The sequence below is a fragment of the Sporosarcina sp. Y352 genome, from assembly GCF_056786535.1.
On the sequence record NZ_JBXCJE010000002.1, the window covers coordinates 59,904 to 78,146 of the forward strand.

18 protein-coding genes are annotated in these 18,243 nt (G+C 40.3%); 14 read left to right on the forward strand and 4 right to left on the reverse strand.

Annotation, left to right across the window (positions count from 1 at the left end; genetic code table 11):
• Positions 1-76: 76 nt before the first annotated feature.
• The 5 genes from AC1TO6_RS03270 to AC1TO6_RS03290 all read left to right on the forward strand — a co-directional run bounded on the left by AC1TO6_RS03270 (position 77) and on the right by AC1TO6_RS03290 (position 4,461).
• A complete protein-coding gene (locus AC1TO6_RS03270) occupies positions 77-733 on the forward strand; it encodes a hypothetical protein (protein ID WP_482100175.1) in 657 nt (218 codons plus the stop codon).
• The gene (locus AC1TO6_RS03275) at positions 730-1,311 is read left to right on the forward strand and encodes a peroxiredoxin family protein (protein ID WP_482100176.1); all 582 of its coding nucleotides are present in this window, start codon (positions 730-732) and stop codon (positions 1,309-1,311) included. The genes AC1TO6_RS03270 and AC1TO6_RS03275 overlap by 4 nt, the downstream gene beginning before the upstream one ends.
• 72 nt (positions 1,312-1,383) lie before the next feature.
• Positions 1,384-2,832, forward strand: a complete 1,449-nt coding sequence (locus AC1TO6_RS03280; protein WP_482100177.1) for a S41 family peptidase — start codon at positions 1,384-1,386, stop codon at positions 2,830-2,832.
• Positions 2,833-2,980: 148 nt separating this feature from the next.
• Positions 2,981-4,174 (forward strand): PDZ domain-containing protein, encoded by a 1,194-nt coding sequence (locus tag AC1TO6_RS03285; protein ID WP_482100178.1) that lies wholly within the window; start codon positions 2,981-2,983, stop codon positions 4,172-4,174.
• Between the two features lie 35 nt (positions 4,175-4,209).
• Positions 4,210-4,461 (forward strand): CsbA family protein, encoded by a 252-nt coding sequence (locus tag AC1TO6_RS03290; RefSeq protein WP_482100598.1) that lies wholly within the window; start codon positions 4,210-4,212, stop codon positions 4,459-4,461.
• A gap of 646 nt (positions 4,462-5,107) precedes the next feature.
• Here AC1TO6_RS03290 and AC1TO6_RS03295 read toward each other — a convergent pair.
• From AC1TO6_RS03295 to AC1TO6_RS03310, 4 genes are all read right to left on the reverse strand, one after another.
• Complete coding sequence (locus AC1TO6_RS03295; RefSeq protein ID WP_482100179.1) at positions 5,108-5,455, reverse strand: hypothetical protein; 348 nt, start codon at positions 5,453-5,455, stop codon at positions 5,108-5,110.
• Between the two features lie 512 nt (positions 5,456-5,967).
• Complete coding sequence (locus tag AC1TO6_RS03300) at positions 5,968-6,447, reverse strand: SRPBCC family protein (protein ID WP_482100180.1); 480 nt, start codon at positions 6,445-6,447, stop codon at positions 5,968-5,970.
• A 154-nt stretch (positions 6,448-6,601) separates the two neighbouring features.
• The gene (locus tag AC1TO6_RS03305; protein WP_482100181.1) at positions 6,602-6,910 is read right to left on the reverse strand and encodes an AzlD domain-containing protein; all 309 of its coding nucleotides are present in this window, start codon (positions 6,908-6,910) and stop codon (positions 6,602-6,604) included.
• The gene (locus AC1TO6_RS03310) at positions 6,910-7,635 is read right to left on the reverse strand and encodes an AzlC family ABC transporter permease (protein ID WP_482100182.1); all 726 of its coding nucleotides are present in this window, start codon (positions 7,633-7,635) and stop codon (positions 6,910-6,912) included. Before AC1TO6_RS03310 ends, AC1TO6_RS03305 begins: the two co-directional genes overlap by 1 nt.
• 137 nt (positions 7,636-7,772) lie before the next feature.
• Between AC1TO6_RS03310 and AC1TO6_RS03315 the strand changes: the two genes are divergently transcribed.
• From AC1TO6_RS03315 to AC1TO6_RS03355, 9 genes are all read left to right on the forward strand, one after another.
• The gene (locus tag AC1TO6_RS03315; RefSeq protein WP_482100183.1) at positions 7,773-8,420 is read left to right on the forward strand and encodes a TVP38/TMEM64 family protein; all 648 of its coding nucleotides are present in this window, start codon (positions 7,773-7,775) and stop codon (positions 8,418-8,420) included.
• Positions 8,421-9,362: 942 nt separating this feature from the next.
• The gene (locus tag AC1TO6_RS03320) at positions 9,363-11,198 is read left to right on the forward strand and encodes a XylR N-terminal domain-containing protein (protein WP_482100184.1); all 1,836 of its coding nucleotides are present in this window, start codon (positions 9,363-9,365) and stop codon (positions 11,196-11,198) included.
• A gap of 35 nt (positions 11,199-11,233) precedes the next feature.
• Positions 11,234-11,881 (forward strand): GntR family transcriptional regulator, encoded by a 648-nt coding sequence (locus AC1TO6_RS03325; RefSeq protein WP_482100185.1) that lies wholly within the window; start codon positions 11,234-11,236, stop codon positions 11,879-11,881.
• Between the two features lie 272 nt (positions 11,882-12,153).
• On the forward strand, positions 12,154-13,350 hold the full coding sequence (locus AC1TO6_RS03330) for an MFS transporter (protein WP_482100186.1): 1,197 nt from the start codon (positions 12,154-12,156) through the stop codon (positions 13,348-13,350).
• A 148-nt stretch (positions 13,351-13,498) separates the two neighbouring features.
• The gene (locus tag AC1TO6_RS03335; RefSeq protein WP_482100187.1) at positions 13,499-14,467 is read left to right on the forward strand and encodes a fumarylacetoacetate hydrolase family protein; all 969 of its coding nucleotides are present in this window, start codon (positions 13,499-13,501) and stop codon (positions 14,465-14,467) included.
• 130 nt (positions 14,468-14,597) lie between these two features.
• Positions 14,598-15,458, forward strand: a complete 861-nt coding sequence (locus AC1TO6_RS03340) for an alpha/beta fold hydrolase (RefSeq protein WP_482100188.1) — start codon at positions 14,598-14,600, stop codon at positions 15,456-15,458.
• Positions 15,459-15,525: 67 nt separating this feature from the next.
• The gene (locus AC1TO6_RS03345) at positions 15,526-16,719 is read left to right on the forward strand and encodes an acyl-CoA dehydrogenase family protein (protein ID WP_482100189.1); all 1,194 of its coding nucleotides are present in this window, start codon (positions 15,526-15,528) and stop codon (positions 16,717-16,719) included.
• Between the two features lie 59 nt (positions 16,720-16,778).
• Complete coding sequence (locus tag AC1TO6_RS03350) at positions 16,779-17,732, forward strand: VOC family protein (RefSeq protein ID WP_482100190.1); 954 nt, start codon at positions 16,779-16,781, stop codon at positions 17,730-17,732.
• A 27-nt stretch (positions 17,733-17,759) separates the two neighbouring features.
• A complete protein-coding gene (locus AC1TO6_RS03355; protein ID WP_482100191.1) occupies positions 17,760-18,239 on the forward strand; it encodes a flavin reductase family protein in 480 nt (159 codons plus the stop codon).
• Positions 18,240-18,243: the final 4 nt, after the last annotated feature.

Here is an 18,243-nt window from a genome sequence, read left to right on the forward strand (position 1 = left end):
TTCATTTCAATGATTAGCTTTCATACTCGTTTTTATATACGATTAAGGTATTGATTGTTGAAGGAGACACGCGCGGATGCCGATTACTACATATTTCACCCTGGGTGGCTTGAGTATGCCGTCGTCTTGGATTGCCCTCATTGCCGCATTTGTTTTCGCATATACTCTAATTCGGGTTCGTTTTGGGAAAGTCCATGCAGGTCACATCGGGGATGCATTCTTTTACTTAGTAATTGTTTGGAAGTTGAGTCTATTCATTACTGATTTCGATTCGATTCTGCGTTCTCCCCTAGCGCTTGTTTATTTCCATGGAGGGATTATTGGCTTTTACTTAGGTCTCTTCTTTATTTTAGGAAAGATTTTATGGGACATGAAAAAGGGTCGGTTAGATGTAGATGGAATTCGAGCGCTCTTTACGGGTGCTGTCTTAATTCAAGGCGTCTTCCAAGTAATGATGGTGTTTTTGAATGAAGGTGCGCTCATTGCGCAAGTGATGACCGTTGCCATTTTTGGACTATTTACTCTGTTTTTCTGGATTACTAGCAAAAAAGCGGGAAATTGGTCGATTCAACTCGTCTTATTGTTCATGGCGGTTCACATTTTTGTAGCTGCCATCCAACCGATGGGACTTTTTGAGACGCCGCTCGGTTCTACATTACTCATTGGTGTCTTCTTTACGGTACTGTTTTTGCAGAAAAGCCGTATAAAAGGTAAATTGGAGGATCAGACATGAATAAAAAAACGTTAGGTATACTTATAGCCACGCTCCTTATTGGTTCATTGGTTGTCATTATGGTGAAGTCAAATAGCAATACCGTAAAACCTATTACCAATCATCTGATTGATGAAAATGGCAATTCAACGGATGCATTGCCTGGTTTGAAAAAGGGTCAAACTCCACCTGACTTTGACCTTGCCACGCCTTCTGGAGAGACTATCAAGCTATCCGATTATAAGGGGAAAAAAGTGATTTTAAATTTCTGGGCATCTTGGTGTGGGCCGTGTAAAGCAGAAATGCCACATATGCAAAATTACTATGAGAAAAACAAAGAATCCGACAATGTTGAAATCATCGCGGTCAATATGACGACGGAAGAAAGGCGTGGCATGAAGGGCGTTGAAGAATTCATCAAAAGTTACGGTTTGTCGTTCCCAATTCCGCTAGATAGCGAGGGTACCGTATCGGATGCCTATCAAGTCGCCATCATTCCCACGACCTATATCATCGGGACTGACGGGAAAATTAGTCAAAGAGTCGTCGGACCGATGGATGAAAAGATATTGGAAACAATTATTAAGAATTCAGATTGAAGTTGCCGGTTTTCTGCTGTCGTAATGTTCCTTTTTTGTTCATATAGTGGACAGAGGAGGGGACATTGCATTATGCAGAGAAGCCGGTTTTTGCTATTCATGATTCTGGCCGCTTTGGCGACGGTCGTCTTTCTTCTGTTAGACGGATGTGCAGGAGAAGGAAGTGGGAAAATTGAGGAAGGGGCCATTAGCGCATCATTTCCAGTAATTGACGAAGCATTTGACGTTATCAAAGAGAAAGGCGTTTACCCTGTGGATAAGGACAGGTTGGTTGAGGGGGCACTTCGCGGAATGGCGGATGTCATCGGTGATCCGTATTCATCGTATCTGACGCAGGATGAGGCAGCTGCCCATAAGGAGTCACTCGCAGGGGAACGTATCGGAATTGGTGCTGAAATTACCCGTTCAAATGGGAAATTTATCATCGTAGCACCTGTTAAAGGTTCACCATCGGAAAAAGCGGGATTGCGGCCATATGACGAAATTGTCCGCATTGATGGCAAGCGCATCGATGGAGAATCACTACAGGACGTTGTACAGCGCATACGGGGGAAGAAAGGGACAGCGGTTTCCCTGACAATCTTCAGACCAGATTTGGATAAACATCTTGAACTGACCGTCATGCGAGACAGCATTTCCGTGAAAACTGTAGCAACTGAAGTGCTTGAAGAGCGAGGGCAGAAGATCGGTTACATATCGATTACGATGTTTGGCAATGAAAGTCCGAAAGAATGGATGGATGCAACAAATAAGCTGATTAGTGACGGAGCGGGGTCGCTGATTATCGATGTGCGCGGGAATCCGGGTGGATATCTCCATGCTGTCGGCAGTATCATAGACAGTTTAGTGGAAGATGATACAATTTTCGCTTATATGGAAGATGCAGCTGGAAACCTAGAGCCATTAGCGACCGAAAACTCAGAGAAATTGGCTTATGATGTAAAACTGAAAAAGATACCCGTTGTATTGCTTCAAGATAAAGGCAGTGCTTCAGCGAGTGAAGTGCTGAGTGCCGCTTTGAGAGATTTAAAAAGAGGTTACATTATCGGTGCAACGAGTTTTGGAAAAGGGACAGTTCAAGAAACGATGGATTTGTCCAATGGCGGGGAAATGAAGTTGTCTACGCATAAATGGCTGACGCCGAAAAAGAAGTGGATTCATGCGAAAGGTGTAACAGCGCAACTCGAAGTTGTTCAAAGTGAATTATTCAGTGAGCACATCCGACTCGTAACAGAAATTTACACAGAAGGTGACTACCACGATGATATAGCTTATGCTCAGAAGTTGTTGACAGGTCTAGGTTATAGCGTGGCCCGGACGGATGGATTCTATGACGAATCAACATCGCGCGCTGTTCGTGCATTTCGCGACGATGCCAAAGTGGAAGTGGTGTCTACCATGGATCGACTATTTTTCTCGAAACTGAAAGATAAAGTGGAAGCATTCAGAACTGAACGGAAAAATGACGATCAACTGCAAATGGCAATTGGCTATATACACCACAAAATGTTGACGAAGTAACAACGAGCTCCTGACGCAAGAAGTCAGGAGTTTTTTTGTACATAGGATTCGGCGCTTCACCTATAAGCGAAATCTACCATTTTATGAAAAATTCTATTCGCAATCACATTGGATACCAAACTTTTGGTACAATGAGAGAAATGAAGTTGTGTCAGATTGGATGGTGACGGATTTGTCTAAGGAAATGATGTTGAATATAGTAGAGGTGCTAGGGCTATTTTTCCTAAATCCATTATTTATAGCCGCGCTTTTTACAGCAGTCGCTGTCGGGTATTTCCGTGTTAAGAAGGAGCGCCGGAATTTTAAAGTTCGTTTATTACCAGGTTTAACCGAATTGAAAAAGCTATTAGCCGAATCGTGGCCGTATGCGCTCGTTTTGTCTGTTTTGATCTCCGGAGTAGGATTGTCAGTGGATCCGGGTTGGTTGGTGTTGTTTTCAGCAGCCGCGCTCGTTGGCTTGCTTTCTTTCTATTACAAAATCACTTCACCTATTTATTTTACAGCAGTGGCTTTCTTCGCCCTGTATTTCATGGAAAAGTATATGGCAGATTTCACTTTTAGAGGTTGGTCTCCAGGACAAGCAGACCTGCTAGGTGACCTCGCTGTAACGATTCCGGTTATTGCCGGTTTATTATTAATTGTGGAAGGACAACTCATAAGTCGTCATTCCGTCCGCTATGCGTCACCGTTCTTGATGCATACGAACCGTGGACTTCGGGCCGCTGCCTTCAAGACGAAGCGGCTGTGGCTGTTGCCAGTTGTCTTTCTCGTTCCGGGAGATATGATTACGTCCGTTGTCCCTTATTGGCCGCAGTTTACACTAGGAGGAAATGCATTCAGTTTCGTTCCTGTGCCAGTAATCATTGGGTTTTCACAAGTAGCACGTACATTGTATCCGGATGTTTTATATCCTAAAATTGGCCGTGCCGTCGTTTGGACAGGCACAGCGGTTATCATTATAGGACTCGCTGCACTGTGGTTGCCCATGCTCGGTTGGTTGTCTCTACTAATCGGAGTCGTTTGCCGGGCTAGCATCTCCATACATGCTTACCTTGGGGAACGTAGAGGCGGATTTGCAGTAGCTCCTCGTCCCGCAGGTGTCGTCGTAGCAGGCGTCGTACCGGGTTCACCGGGTGAAAAAATGGGCTTGTTGCCCGGAGAATGTATCCGAACTGTAAACGGACTGCGGGTTAGCAATGAAAAAGAACTATATGATGCAATCCAGCTCAACGCTGCACATTGTCGGTTGCAAGTGATTGACCGCAATGGAGAAGTACGGCTGATGCAGCAGGTTGTCTACCGGCACGACCATCACCGACTTGGACTTCTCGTCGTTCGGTAATCGGGTGCGAGGCCACTCGGAAAGGAATGTGTAAAATGGATTCACTTGAAACTAAACTGATGCTCGCCTTATTTCTTCCGGGACTTCTTGTCATATTATTTACCCGCGTGACTTTTCATCACATTGTGGGGTTGATTTTGACGGTTGCTTTGATTGCCGCATCGGTCTACGCGGGTTACACGCACAACTGGATGCTTTACGTGGCAGACGCGCTGTCACTGACTGTCGGTTTTTGGTACGCAACACGAATGGTCAAGATTGCAAGACAACACCAAGAAGAGGATTGAATCGTGAAACCGCTCGCTTGTATAGGAGCGGTTTTTTTGTGGAATGAAAGGGAGGGAATGCGGTGAATAATGGGTTTCGACGATCCCGAGCAAAACACTGATAATAGGAAATTGGATAGCGATTTGAGCAAGGAAAAGAAAATGCCTATTATTTAATAGTAATAAAAATGCACATAAAAAATGAACCGGGAAATGTATCTCCAGGCTCATATAATTTATTCTTCAGTTTTTACTAAAGCACCCGTTAGCCATACATGTAGCGCAAAATCAGCGCTACACCACAGAGGATGAAAATGTATGTAGAACGGGTATTGGATACTATGGCTGGCGAAGAAGGTCGATGAACTATGGTGCCATAGAGCCCATCCGTTAGTCTGACTCCAACGACCACGGTGCATCACAGACTGTCGCACTCTAAACGAGTAGCACTCATGGGAGATTAATCCTACTCTGGTTACTGCACCAGCCTGCCTTTATTCTAACAAGAATGGAGTTGGTTCCTGATTTATCTTTCAACTCAATATACACAATCTGAAGGCTCAGCCTTTTTTTAAAAAAGCTTTTTCTGAGTCTCTTTTGTTATGCTATTTTATAGCTTTTGAGCGTTTTTTAATTTTCATGGGAGTTCAATAAGCATTTCCGTTTCTTACCACTCTCTCCATTCTTCAGTTATGTCTTCATCGGACTCAAAGCCAGCTATACTTGTTGCCTCAATAATAAAATCACATAGTTCTTCTCTCTCCATTGTCTCAATAAAGTTATCATATTTCTCATTTAGTTCATTTAAATTGATTACCACTTCTTTAACACATTCCAAAATGTCTTCCTCTGTCGTATTATCTCCAAATTTTTTTAGGCTCTTGATGTAAGAATTAAGAACCTCATTAGTTGCATTAATATTTTCGTCGGTAAAAAGGTCATCATCTTCATCTTCATCTATTCTTTGTTTCCATTCTACCGTTGGTTTGTTTTTTGTTAGCTCTTCAAAAGTCATAATATCCTCCAATTTTCTTATATCAGTTTTTTCACATTTCAAATATTAACAATATATTAATGTAATTGATATGGTATTTTTTCTTTTCCTTATTGAACTAATCTGCCGCATTAGTTCAATAAGAAAAAACTACCCTTACAGGAAGCTACTTGTTTAACTAAAGCACCCGTTAGTTTAAGTAGTTCGTATTTTTCTCAGATTTACAAGATTCGCTACTACTCCGATAAAACCAGTAATAGCAAAAATATATGCCACTATTAAAGGCGTTGACGAAAGTGTCTCAGTTAATATTCTATACGTTCCAAAAACAAATAAAAGTAAACTAGCTAAAAGAATTATAATTGTTTTCTTCATTACACACACTACCCCCATAAAAAAATATTAGCACAATGTGTTAACTAAGTTAAGATAATGATTTACTCAATTAACCTGCCCCTTTAGTTCAATAAGAAAAAAGCTTTACTCCTTCTTGAAGTAAAGCTCCCTATAATGGAATAACATTTTATATTCTTTTAACGTTCCATATTAAATGCTTCACTATAGATTTTACGCAGTTTAGTTGCGTTATCGTGCCACTTAATTGGTTTACCATTGACGATTTGTGCCAATACATCCAGACATCTATGCCATCCTGCCGCAGTATTAACTGCCCATGAATCATCGTTAAAAGTATGGGTAAAGATCATTCGACAGCCTTTATCCTCATCTTGCAATGAAATGTTTATCAGATCCTCAACTTCACGGAAACCAAATAAATATGGCTTGTCTAACTCTGTAATGATACCATCATATGTCGTTCCTTCACCGTCATCGAAGGCAATCTTGCCACCAAGTTTGAGATCCATCTCTCCTGTTGCGAAAGGGTACCATTGGGAGAAGTAACTAGGATTCGTAATAACAAGGGAAACATCTTCTGGATTATGAGGAAAAAACCGTTCAAATCTTAAAGCATAACGACCGTTTGACTCATGTAGTGTACCATATTCATTCATCATTTCATCCTCCTGCTTTTATCCGTGAAGTCTAGGGATTCATCACTAATTTTAACTATTTTTTTGTAGGGCAGGCGTCATTCTACCATTATAAATAAATCAGCCTTATCCTTAATATAGCATAAAAAAAAGACCGCACCCACGCGGTCAATCATTACATAAACAAACTATAGACCGCGAGCACAGCAATCGTCCCTAAAACAACCGACATGAGACCACCGCCTAGGATAGCGATTAAAAATGCCGCTCCCGCTCCAAGTACACCAAATAGGATATTTCCTTCCTGAACGAACAGGATTGCCGGAAAAATTAAGGCACCCAGAACGGCGTATGGTATGTTGCGCAAGACGCCTTGAACGACTGGTGGTAATTCTTTGCCGTCTAAAACAGTCAACGGAATCATACGTGGTAAATATGTAACGAGCGCCATGCCAAGGAGCATCCACCAATAAGTCGGCCCCATTAGACTTCCTCCTCCCGAACATACATTTTTTCAGCAGTTTTACCGCGCCGCGCATAGATTATTTCAATAAGAATCGATGACCCAAGCGTAGCGACAAGGATTGACCAACCTGTCGACAATGCGCCTGTAAAGTACAATGCACAATGAATGGCCGCCGCAACTGCAGCGAGCATAACAACTTTACGATTTCCTTTCATCGAAGGGACAAGCAGTCCGATGAACATGGCGTATAGTGCAATTGACATTGCCTCTTGCAAAAAGACTGGCAGATTGGCGCCAATAATGTGACCAATTGTAGTGAAGATGACCCAGCTGCCGTAACCGATGAGCGCAACCCCAAATGCAAAAGCTGTCGAGATTTTCCCTTTCGTTCCAGTCGCGAGCACTGTAAACGATTCGTCTGTAATGCCAAAAGCATAGATCGATTTGATCCATTTCTTAGCAGGTTGCATCTTTTCATTGAGCGAAGCCGTCATAAGAAAGTGTCGAATGTTGACGATGAATGTATTTATGACGATCAATATAGGATCGACACCTGACGTAATTAGGCTAAGCGATATGTATTGAGCAGCGCCTGCGTAAACAAACATACTCATTGCCGTCGCTTCAACAATGGACAGGCCTGCTGTTTTTGCAAGCAATCCGAATGTGAGCGCGACGGGGAAATATCCGATGGCAATGCTTGTACCTGCTTTTAGTCCGGCAGAGAACTGGTTATCCTTCATATGCGATTCACGTCTTCCCAAAGTATATTTAAGCGATTATACTATACTTTAGGGTTTAAATGGACACTATTAAAGGAAAACTATAAATAACGGACATTAGATGACACGAAAACTGAATTGAAGCGAGGTTGTCTCAGATGAATGAATGGCTGGATCCGGACAAAATTATGGAATTAGCACAGCACTATAAATCACTAGGACCACTTCTCGGTTTACTTTTGCCATTTCTCGAGTCGTTTTTGCCGTTCCTTCCACTATTCGCATTTGTTATGGCAAATGCTGGAGCGTACGGTCTCTGGTATGGATTCCTGCTTTCGTGGGCTGGGACTGTGGTAGGCTCATATGCTGTTTTTCTTCTCGTCCGAAAATATGGACGCAACCGGTTTTTAAAATTTCTAACAAAAAATGCACGTATTCAAAAGTTAATCAAATGGGTTGAGCGAAATGGATTCGGTCCTTTATTTCTTTTCCTCTGTTTCCCGTTTACACCATCCGCACTGGTCAATCTTGTAGCTGGAATGTCGGATATGAAGAAAAAGAATTATTTGGTCACATTGATGGCCGGGAAATTCGTCATGATTTTCATGATTAGCTATATTGGCTATGACATAAGAGCGCTATTTACAAATCCAATCCGAACAGCGATTGTCGTAGTCGTTATTATTTTGCTATGGCTCGTCGGCAAATATTTCGAGCGCAGGCTGAATGCAAAAGTGGAAGCTGAGTTCCGCTCAACTTCATCCGCGGCCAAAAAGAAACAAACGCACTCGAACCAATATAAATAGGTTTGTGCCTTGGAATGTTATTGAAAAGAGCGCGCCTGTTGATTAACCATTTACTTGTATAAAAGGCTGGTGAGTATGGCTTGAAAACCGCCATTTTTCACTTGACTATTTCCGGCCCGCTTTCGGCGAATTAATCACGACCCTTTTACCGAGAAGAGAGAATGGCTAGCAGTGACTCTGTCACTTCTAGCCATTCTTTTCGGTTATCCTGTAGTGATTATTCGCCTGTCGCGTTCCTACAATCTTCAAGTGAAAATTGCAGCTGCTTTGAAAGAATAAAATAGATGACTTTCTATAGAGGGTGTAAGTGCCCGAAGATGCAATTTCGGGCACTTCTAGAACGTTGTATATTGTTTTCTCTGCTTTGCTCTATAAGTCCTTAAACTTAAAATAGAGAAACTATAGTAGAAGGCGTGAGCGGCCAAAATTGTATCTTTGGCCGCTTCTTACCAGGTGAGAAGCAGGCTATTCTCTCGTCTTGAAAAGCTTCAGTACTACTTGTAACTGTGTCATTGGAGAGCGACGGATGAACAACCACCATACGATTACCGAAAAAATTAGTAGGGATGCGACGAAGTCGCATCCCTACTAATCAAGACACTCGATAATGGTATAGAAGTTGTTCAATCTAAAGCGATCCAAACAAACTATACACGTAGTGTCTAGTATTTGATCAATTTACTCACTGTTCATATTTTGGTGCTTGACTCAGACATACAATCTGAGCCAGGCACCTTTTTTTACTAACAAAATAGTTAAGAAGTAATACTTATTATAAACTAATTATTCTAAAATAATGAATACTTAGACCTTTACTCATGCTATACTACTAAGTAAAATTATAACAAAACAATAAACCATGAATTTCACGCACTTTTAAGAAGATATCCATCTATATCGCACGATAAGTGACATTCTAAAATTATAGTAGGGGTGATTAGAGTGAACGTATTCGAAAAAGAGACGGAATATTTTGAGAGTAGAAAAGTGTTAATGACATCAGCCAGCTTTGGATTGTTAAGAAAAGAGTTGATAGAAAATCTTGGCGTTCAGCGTGCAAAAGGATTTTTATTGCGTTACGGATGGCATTTGGGGGAAACGAATGCAAATGAAGCCATGGAAGATACGAAAGACTTTGAGGAACTGATCAAACAAGCGTCGGTATTACATTTAAACACAGGACAAGTTAGTAATGTAACATCGGAGCGAAAGATTGAAATGACGGACTCCAATAAACTTAAATATATGTACGCAACAGGGAAATGGATTGATTCTGTCGAGGCACATGAACATTTAAAAAACCTTGGACTCTCAGATACCCCTGTATGCCACATGTTATCTGGTTTTGCAAGCGGTTACATGTCGAAAATCTGTGAACGGAAAATGTTTGTTAGAGAAACTCATTGCAAAGCGATGGGTGACAAAGAGTGTCGCTATGAAATGCGCATTGAAGAAGAGTGGGACGATTCGATGCATGAAGAAATCTCATCTTATAATGAGCCAAACATTATTGACGAACTAAAAGTTTCGTATGAGCAATTACTTGAGCAAAGAAATTACATTGAAAAGCTATCGAAATTCCATAGTGTTCTTACGCAAATGGTATCAGATGGAGATGATATTTTTGACATTACGAATAGGGTTTTTGAAGTACTTGGGATTCCGATTTCAATTGTGGATTTAACGTTTCACAATAAGACATACGTTGGTTTAACAGAGGAACAATATGAAGAAGTCACTGATGATTTGAAAAAAAGTTTTCTTAAGTTAAAAAATAGAAATAAAGAACTGCCATTGTTTAAAAAGACAACCGTTATTCAAGGAGCCATTCATGAAAGACTCATTACTCCGATTATCGTGCAGAAAAAGATTATCGGTTATTGTACATTTATTTATTTGAAACATGAAAATTCGTATGTTGAAAGTGATTCAATGTTCCTTGAACGAGCAGCTAATGTAGCAGGATTATATTTTCTGAATGAGAAAACCAGTTTTGAAGCACTGGAAAAAATGAAAGGCTATTTTCTAGAGCAACTATTACTGAAGCAATATAATTCGAAATCGAATGTAATTTCCCAGGGTTACTATATTGGTATTAATTTGGAGCAGCCATTTTATATCTTAACGATTTCATGTCAGATTAAGCCAGATGGATTGCTATCGGTTATAGAGCAAAGAGCGGTGCTAACGTCCATCATTAAATTTTTGGATATTCAAGATTACAAAGTGCTCATATGCCAATTCGAGGAAAATATCGTCTTGTTGCTCCCTAAAACAGAAAACTATGTAGAGAATATAGAAAGAATAGTGCAGCACTTGAAGAAATCATTTCAAGCCTACCAATTTAAAATTGGAGTGAGTAATAGCACAGATAATATCGATAAGATTCAAGACAGCTTAGAGGAATCACAGATTTCACTTCGCATGAAGTCGCAAGATGAAATTTGCCACTATAAAAATGTTGGGATTATGGGGACATTAATTAATTCGAAGAATATTAACGAAATCAGGAAAATAGGACAGCAAGAATTGAAGGCTATTTTTGAACTAAAGGAAACGAGACAAGTTGAAATACTAAAAACGATGCATGTTTTTTTAAGCAATGGTGGAAATCTACAACGGTCAATGGCTGACTTGTCATTGTCAATGAGTGGCTTAATGTATCGAATCACTAAGATTGAGGAACTGATTCAAAAAGATTTAAGAGATCCAGTCGAAGGTTTTCAGCTTTTGCTTATTTTGGATGGACTAAATGCAATAGGTGATATTAATCTGTGAGAATGGGTTAGCAAATTTACAAGGGGATGGTTAATTTGAAAAAAGAAGAAGCTTATAGATATATAAAGAAATTAATAGTAGAGGGACGGTTTTCAGAGAAACAGGCAATCGATATACATCTATTGGCAAAGGAATTAGAAATGAGTAGAACGCCAATTCATAAAGCATTAACGCAGCTTGAATTAGAAGGATATATAACAATTACGCCTCAAGTTGGTGTGTTTGTTAAGAGGCCAAGTCATCAAGATGTTCACGAAAGACTCCTCGTGTGTGCGACGTTAGATATTTTAATGACAGGACAAGCTACGGTAAATATAAGTGATCAGCAGTTAGCAAATCTATTAAAGACTGTTGAGAAAATGGATAACAGTCATTTAACGGCGAGTGATTATGAGGAATTGAATACAAGTTTTCACACTCAAATTTATAAAGCATCAAACCTTGAATATGCTTTTAAGATGAATAGTGTGAACTGGGATTACTTGAATTACGTTCGCATGTCAGACGAAGTATTTATGGGGAAATTAAGGCAACAATCACAAATTGAGCATTGGATAATATACTATGCATTAAAAGACCGAGATGTCCTACTTGCTAGAAATGTGATGGAGAAGCACTTGTATCGTATTGTCAATTCTGTGAGTGAAAAGTACAAACTATTTGTTGGTGAATCTATCAAGTGAAAAACAGTCGACAATCTTTTCCGTGAATTTTATATAGTAAATGCTTGTAATTTAGTAATGAATATACGGAGTTCTCTAAAGTTGTTGAGAAAATAGAAAATTGGGATTATTATTTACTTATCGAATGTAAGGGTTTTCATTTGTAGGTTGTTCCTTGCTTGCGAAATCCTCAATCTGAAAGATGTGGTGATTCCAAAGCCAATTAGATAATTTTGGTTCTCTGTAGATGCATTATCCGGAAGCTTTTACTAAAAAACAAAGGGGATAGATTGATGAAGAGAAGGGTCAGTGGAAACTTCCTCAAATTTTTAATTGTAATTATTGCTTTCCAAGATGTCGCCGCTGGTGTTGCGGGATCGATCATGGCGGATATTATCGCAGCATTTCCAGATTATAATCCAACGATTGTTATGCTCGTTGCAACATTCCCGGGCTTAATGCAAATCATACCTGCTTTGTTTTATGGAAAACTTTCCAGAACATTTAAGAAGAGATCACTCTTATTTACGGGTCTAATTTTATTCATGCTTGGTGGGGTAATGCCATTTTTCCTGGATAGCTTGCCGTTAATCATTGCATTCCGCGGTCTGCTAGGGCTAGGCGTTGGAATTACGATACCGTTATCAGTTGATATCATTTCAGATTTCTTCGATAATCGGGAACGTGATTTCTTGATTGGTTTCGGAACTTCAACGATTGCATGTATCGGAGCGATTTTCTTCCAATTAGGTGGCGGAATTCTTGCTGATACGTATGGTTGGCAATACGGGTTCCTTACGTATTTGTTCCCAATATGGATTTTAGCTTTAACGTTCCTGTTTTTACCTGAGCCGGCAAAACGGCCTGGACATGAACCAGGTGTGAAGAAAGCAAAAGTTAAAGTTCCGAAAGTCATTTATGGAGTGACATTAGGTCAAGTATTCTATTCGGCTTTGATTTTTGGATATGTCACAAATATTTCTGTAGTGATTCAAAATGAACAGTTAGGAAATGCGACAGAAGCAGGTATAGCGATTTCTGTCTTTACATTCGGAACTTTACTAGCAGGCTTTGTGTTTGGAAAAGTTAAGCATATGCTGCCAATTTCCTATTTACCAGTAGCCGTGTTAATGACTGGATTAGGTATGATGATCTGTTACTTCTCGCATAGTTTACCGATGATCTTTGTCGGAAGTATTATAGCTGGAGCAGGTATGGGAATTGGATTACCAGGGGTGTTTGCACGCGTTACTGAAGCTACACCGCCAAATTCTGGTACATCCTATGTTGGACTAGTCGTAGTAGGGCAAGGACTTGGTGGGATTATGGGTCCATTCGCTTTCAGTGTGATTATGAACATTTTCAATCAGGACATCGGAAGATTCCCATTATTAATCAGTACAGTAGGGTTGCTCTTACTAGCACTAATTTGGTATTTAGCTGTTAAACTGCCGAAGCCTAATGAAGAAGTACTGGTTTCTATAGAATAAATAATTTTTATGCACTTTATAGATTGAAGCGATTACAAGATAAAGTATCCATTGTTACAGGGGAACGGGGAGAAAAGGGACGAGCCATCGTTAGCATAATTTCGCGACACGATGGCCAAGCCCACTTCATGTGAAAGGATGAAAATACTTGGGGACTACAATTGTACGATTTCAAAAGGACGAACGAATTCAATGGGGCGTAGTCAATGATAATGCAGTTATTGCATTGGACAATGATTCAGATACGTTAGCGGATTTTTTAAAATTGGGTATTCAGGAAGCAAAAAATAAACTAGAAGTGAACAATGGAAAAATGATTCTACTCGATGAAATTGACTTGTTAAGTCCTGTAACAAAACCGGCAAACATCATTTGCCAGGGTGTGAACTATTCGCAGCATCGAAAAGAGTCGGGCATGTCTTCTGGAAGGCCAGCCTTTAATATGATTTTCAGTAAGTTGGACAGTTCACTTTGTGGACCGTTTGAAACAATCATTCAGCCAGATCATGTTCAGCTACTCGATTACGAAATTGAGTTAGGTTTGGTGATTGGGAAAGAGATTACGAGTGAAATGCAAGTGACAGAAGATAATCTACATGAATATATAGCAGGTTTAGTCATTGGAAATGACGTGTCGGCAAGGGATGTTCAGCTAACTCAGGTTCAATGGTTAAAAGGAAAAAGCTATCGTACATTTTGTCCAGTGGGCCCTTACTTCTACGTAATGGATGAAGATGAATACGCTTACTTATACGATTTAGAGCTGGAATTAAAGGTCAATGGAAAGGTTCGTCAATCTGCAAATACGGACCAACTATTATATAAGCCAACTGAGACTTTAACAGAGCTTTCACAACTCATGGAATTGAAGCCGGGAGATTTATTGTTAACGGGGACACCTGGTGGAGTAGCGATGCAGTTAACAAGTGATGAAATGAACTGTATGACTAGCTTAGTTGCAAGTTATGAGGAAAAGCAGCAGGTGATTAATCGTCAGTTAGGTCTAGCCAATTATTTAAAAGAAGGCGATTTAATTGAAACAAGCATATATAGTCGCAATCGGGAAATTGACTTAGGTACGCAACGAAACGTTGTGAGAAAAATGCAGTACGTGTAAAGGGCATTTATTTTTGCTCTAACTGAAATGTTAGCATTTCAGACGATTGTAATTAACTGAGTAAGTATGGTTATACAGCAAGCAAACAGTATTATATTGTTCAAATCATAATAGGGGAGTGTTGAAAATTATGTCAATTATTACACGTAAAGTTCAAACAGGTAACTTCGAAACATTTATCCATGAAGGCGGTAAAAAAAACACGGAAACAATTATTTTCCTTCATGGTAGCGGTCCAGGGGCTAGTGCAAGCGCGAACTGGAAGGATGTTTTACCACATTATGTGGACAGGTTTCATGTTGTTGCACCGGATGTTTTAGGATTCGGGGAAACGGACCATCCAGAACAGTACCCTGAAAATGGTGTGGAATGGATGAATCGTCGCATTGAGCAAGTTGTAGATTTAATGGATTCATTAAATCTAGAGAAAGCACATCTTGTTGGAAACTCATTAGGTGGTGTTATTGCGCTTCATATGAATATGCATTCACCAGAGCGCATTGACAAAATTGTCTTAATGGGAGCTGGCGGGGGGCTAACTGAGCCAACTCCTGAGCTTGCGAAATTAGCAAACTTCCATAAGGATCCATCGCCAAAGGCATTTAAAAATTTATTAAGCTGGTTTTTATATGATTTAGAGGGAATGGAAGACAAATTAGATGCGATTGTCGCAGAACGCTTTGAGTTGTTTTCACGTCCGGATATTCGTAAATCATATGAAGAGAATTTCTCGAAATCAAGTTTATCTGACATGCTTGTGCCACCATCAGCATTGAAGCGCATGACAAATGACTTTTTAATGATTCATGGTCATCAGGATCGATTTGTACCCTTACAAAGTAGCTTGTATATGTTGGATTATGTAGAGAATGCAGAGCTTCATGTTTTCAAACGTTGTGGGCATTGGGCTCAAGTGGAACAAAAAGATCAGTTTATCAAACTGACAAAAGACTTTTTTGAAAGAAATGCTGTACCAAGCCTCGTGAACTAAGATAGCTGGAGCGCCCCGTGTTACTGGCTGCTGCTTACAGACGATCAAATACAAGGGAGGAATAGAAATGACACAAGCTGTATTAGATACGAAGGCAATGCTAAGGGAACGAGCAAAAGGACTAATACCAATGCTAAGGGAACGTAGCTTAGAAATAGATAAAACGAGTAATCTACCTAAAGAAATAATCGATGTGATCAAAAGTGAAGGGTTAATAAAGGTTCTTCGTCCTGAAATGTTTGGCGGCTATCAAACGGATATGCGCACATATACCGAAGTTGTAACTGAAATTTCACGTGGTAACGGTTCTGCTGGTTGGTTTGTTTCGTTAAGTAATATTCGTGATTATATGATTTCGTATGCATTTGGTAGAGAAGCATTGGAAGAAATCTTTGGTCATGGCGGAGATGTTGTACTGGCGGGGAATTTCAAACCTATTAAATGTGACATTAAGAAAGTGGAAGGCGGCTATTTAATAGAAGAAGCGCAGTGGCCATTCGTATCGGGAAGTCCACATGCAGACTGGTGCTATTTCGGTTTTCCGATAGACGACGGAAATGGCGGCATGGAGATGGCCATCATGGTTGTGCCACGCAACGAGCTTGAAATCTTAGACGATTGGCATGTAGTCGGACTCAAAGGCTCTGGTAGTAACAGTGTGATTGCAAAGAATGTCTTTGTACCTGATCATCGGGTGTCACTGGACCGCCTTGCGACCCAAGGGCATTACATTATCGACGAACTAAAAGATGTATCGTTATATCAAACACCTTTCGTGCCGTCCTTGACACTTTCCATCGTAGGACCTGCTCTTGGTCTAGCACAGGCTGCAATGGATGTGCATATGGAGCGTGTGAAAAAGGCAGGGATTGGTAATACGTTTTATAACAAAATGAGTGAAGCACCGATTACACATATGCAGGTTGCACAGGCGCAATTGAAAATCGATTCTGCTGAATTGCATCTATATCGTGCAGTTGACATGTTGGACGAATACTCGAAAAAAGGGCAAAAGCTTACGATGGAAGAGTCTATTAAAATGAAGGCAGACTTTGGATATGTCAACCAACTGTGCAAAGAAGCGATTGATTTAATGGCAGATGGGGCGGGTTCTGTTTTCGCCTATGAGAACAATCTATTCCAGCTCATTTACCGTGATTTCCTAACAATGCATTTACACGGTTTCATTACACCATCAAGTTTAATAGAAACGTATGGACGAGTGATTTGTGGAATGGAACCGAATACGTATTTTGTGTAATAAAAAAAGTGAAAAATGAAGCGTTATAAAAAATATTCGAAAACTTGGGAGGAATTAGAATGTACGCACCAGAAATTGCAAAATTAGGTCATTTCGCTTTAATTACAACAGATTTAGAGAAGTCACTTTGGTTTTTCAAAGAAATTATAGGTCTTGAGGAAACAGAAACCGTTGATGGCGTCGTGTATTTACGTGCGTGGGGAGATTTTGAACACCATACGATGTCACTTCAAGCTGGAGATGAAGCCCGACTCGATCATATCGCATGGCGGACGAAGCGTCCCGAAGATGTAGAAGGGTTTGCAACATTACTTGAAGAATCAGGAACACCAGTTACATGGATCGAAGCAGGTACGGAAGCGGGTCAAGGCCGTGCAATCCGTTTTAAATTGCCGAGCGAGCATACATTAGAAATCTATTATGACATGGAGAAGACTTTGGCAGAGCCATCTAAACGTTCTGTATTAAAAAATCAGACATATAAATCATGGGCACGTGGTGTTTCACCTCGACGAATCGATCATGTCAATTTACTGTCGTCGCTTAAAGCAGATGTCATTGCGGATTTCTTACAGGAGAAATTAGGATTCAAAATGCGTGAATGTATAGAAGCACCTGATAAAAGCTTGGTGGGAGCATGGTTAAGCGTGACGCCGTTGGTTCATGACATTGCTGTTAGTTATGACCCGCTGTCACCAACACCAAATCAAATCCACCATGTTTCTTACTGGTTGGATAACTCGTCAGATTTACTTCGTGCAGCAGATATTTTAACAGAGCATGGTATTGAATTTAAAGGTCCAGGTAAACATGGTATTTCACAAGCGATGTACATTTATGCGATTGACCCGGGCAGCGGACTTCGTGTAGAAATCTTCACGAATGGTTACTTGATTTTTGAACCGGACTGGGAACCAATCGTATGGACATTAGACGAAATGGACGTTGGATTCACATATTGGGGAGATCAGATGGATGCAAATGCTGAAAATAACCCGACGATTAAAGCTTAAAACGGAAAATTAAAAGGAGGAATACCAATGGATGATCGACTATTTAGAAATGCAATGGGGAAATTCGCTACGGGTGTAACGGTAATAACGACAGAACTTCAAGGCGAAAACTATGGAATGACAGCGAATGCTTTTATGTCTGTCTCAATGGATCCGAAGCTTGTGGTAATTTCAATCGGCCATAAAGCGCGCCTACTCGAAAGAATTAAAGAAAGTCAAAAGTTTGCAGTGAATATTTTGGCGGATCATCAACAAGACTTCTCCAAGCTATTTGCCGGACAAATTAAAGACGGCGTCGAAGTGAAATTTGATCAGTTAGCAGGTGTACCTGTATTGCCAGGTGCACTCGCACAAGTTAGCTGTACGGTTGTTTCCGAATATGTAGAGGGCGACCACACATTATTCATAGGTAAAGTGAATGATATTAAGCTAGAAGAGGGAGAACCACTGATTTTCTTTAATGGAAAATATCGTAATTTAGTTGAAGATGCGCTAGTTAATTCGTAAAGGA

Coding starts and splice junctions, on each gene's coding strand:
- AC1TO6_RS03315 (WP_482100183.1), top strand. CDS start 7,773: ATGAATGAATGGCTGGATCCGGACAAAATTATGGAATTAGCACAGCAC.
- AC1TO6_RS03310 (WP_482100182.1), bottom strand. CDS start 7,635: ATGAAGGATAACCAGTTCTCTGCCGGACTAAAAGCAGGTACAAGCATT.
- AC1TO6_RS03305 (WP_482100181.1), bottom strand. CDS start 6,910: ATGGGGCCGACTTATTGGTGGATGCTCCTTGGCATGGCGCTCGTTACA.
- AC1TO6_RS03340 (WP_482100188.1), top strand. CDS start 14,598: ATGTCAATTATTACACGTAAAGTTCAAACAGGTAACTTCGAAACATTT.
- AC1TO6_RS03300 (WP_482100180.1), bottom strand. CDS start 6,447: ATGAATGAATATGGTACACTACATGAGTCAAACGGTCGTTATGCTTTA.
- AC1TO6_RS03290 (WP_482100598.1), top strand. CDS start 4,210: ATGGATTCACTTGAAACTAAACTGATGCTCGCCTTATTTCTTCCGGGA.
- AC1TO6_RS03350 (WP_482100190.1), top strand. CDS start 16,779: ATGTACGCACCAGAAATTGCAAAATTAGGTCATTTCGCTTTAATTACA.
- AC1TO6_RS03280 (WP_482100177.1), top strand. CDS start 1,384: ATGCAGAGAAGCCGGTTTTTGCTATTCATGATTCTGGCCGCTTTGGCG.
- AC1TO6_RS03275 (WP_482100176.1), top strand. CDS start 730: ATGAATAAAAAAACGTTAGGTATACTTATAGCCACGCTCCTTATTGGT.
- AC1TO6_RS03345 (WP_482100189.1), top strand. CDS start 15,526: ATGACACAAGCTGTATTAGATACGAAGGCAATGCTAAGGGAACGAGCA.
- AC1TO6_RS03330 (WP_482100186.1), top strand. CDS start 12,154: ATGAAGAGAAGGGTCAGTGGAAACTTCCTCAAATTTTTAATTGTAATT.
- AC1TO6_RS03270 (WP_482100175.1), top strand. CDS start 77: ATGCCGATTACTACATATTTCACCCTGGGTGGCTTGAGTATGCCGTCG.
- AC1TO6_RS03355 (WP_482100191.1), top strand. CDS start 17,760: ATGGATGATCGACTATTTAGAAATGCAATGGGGAAATTCGCTACGGGT.
- AC1TO6_RS03295 (WP_482100179.1), bottom strand. CDS start 5,455: ATGACTTTTGAAGAGCTAACAAAAAACAAACCAACGGTAGAATGGAAA.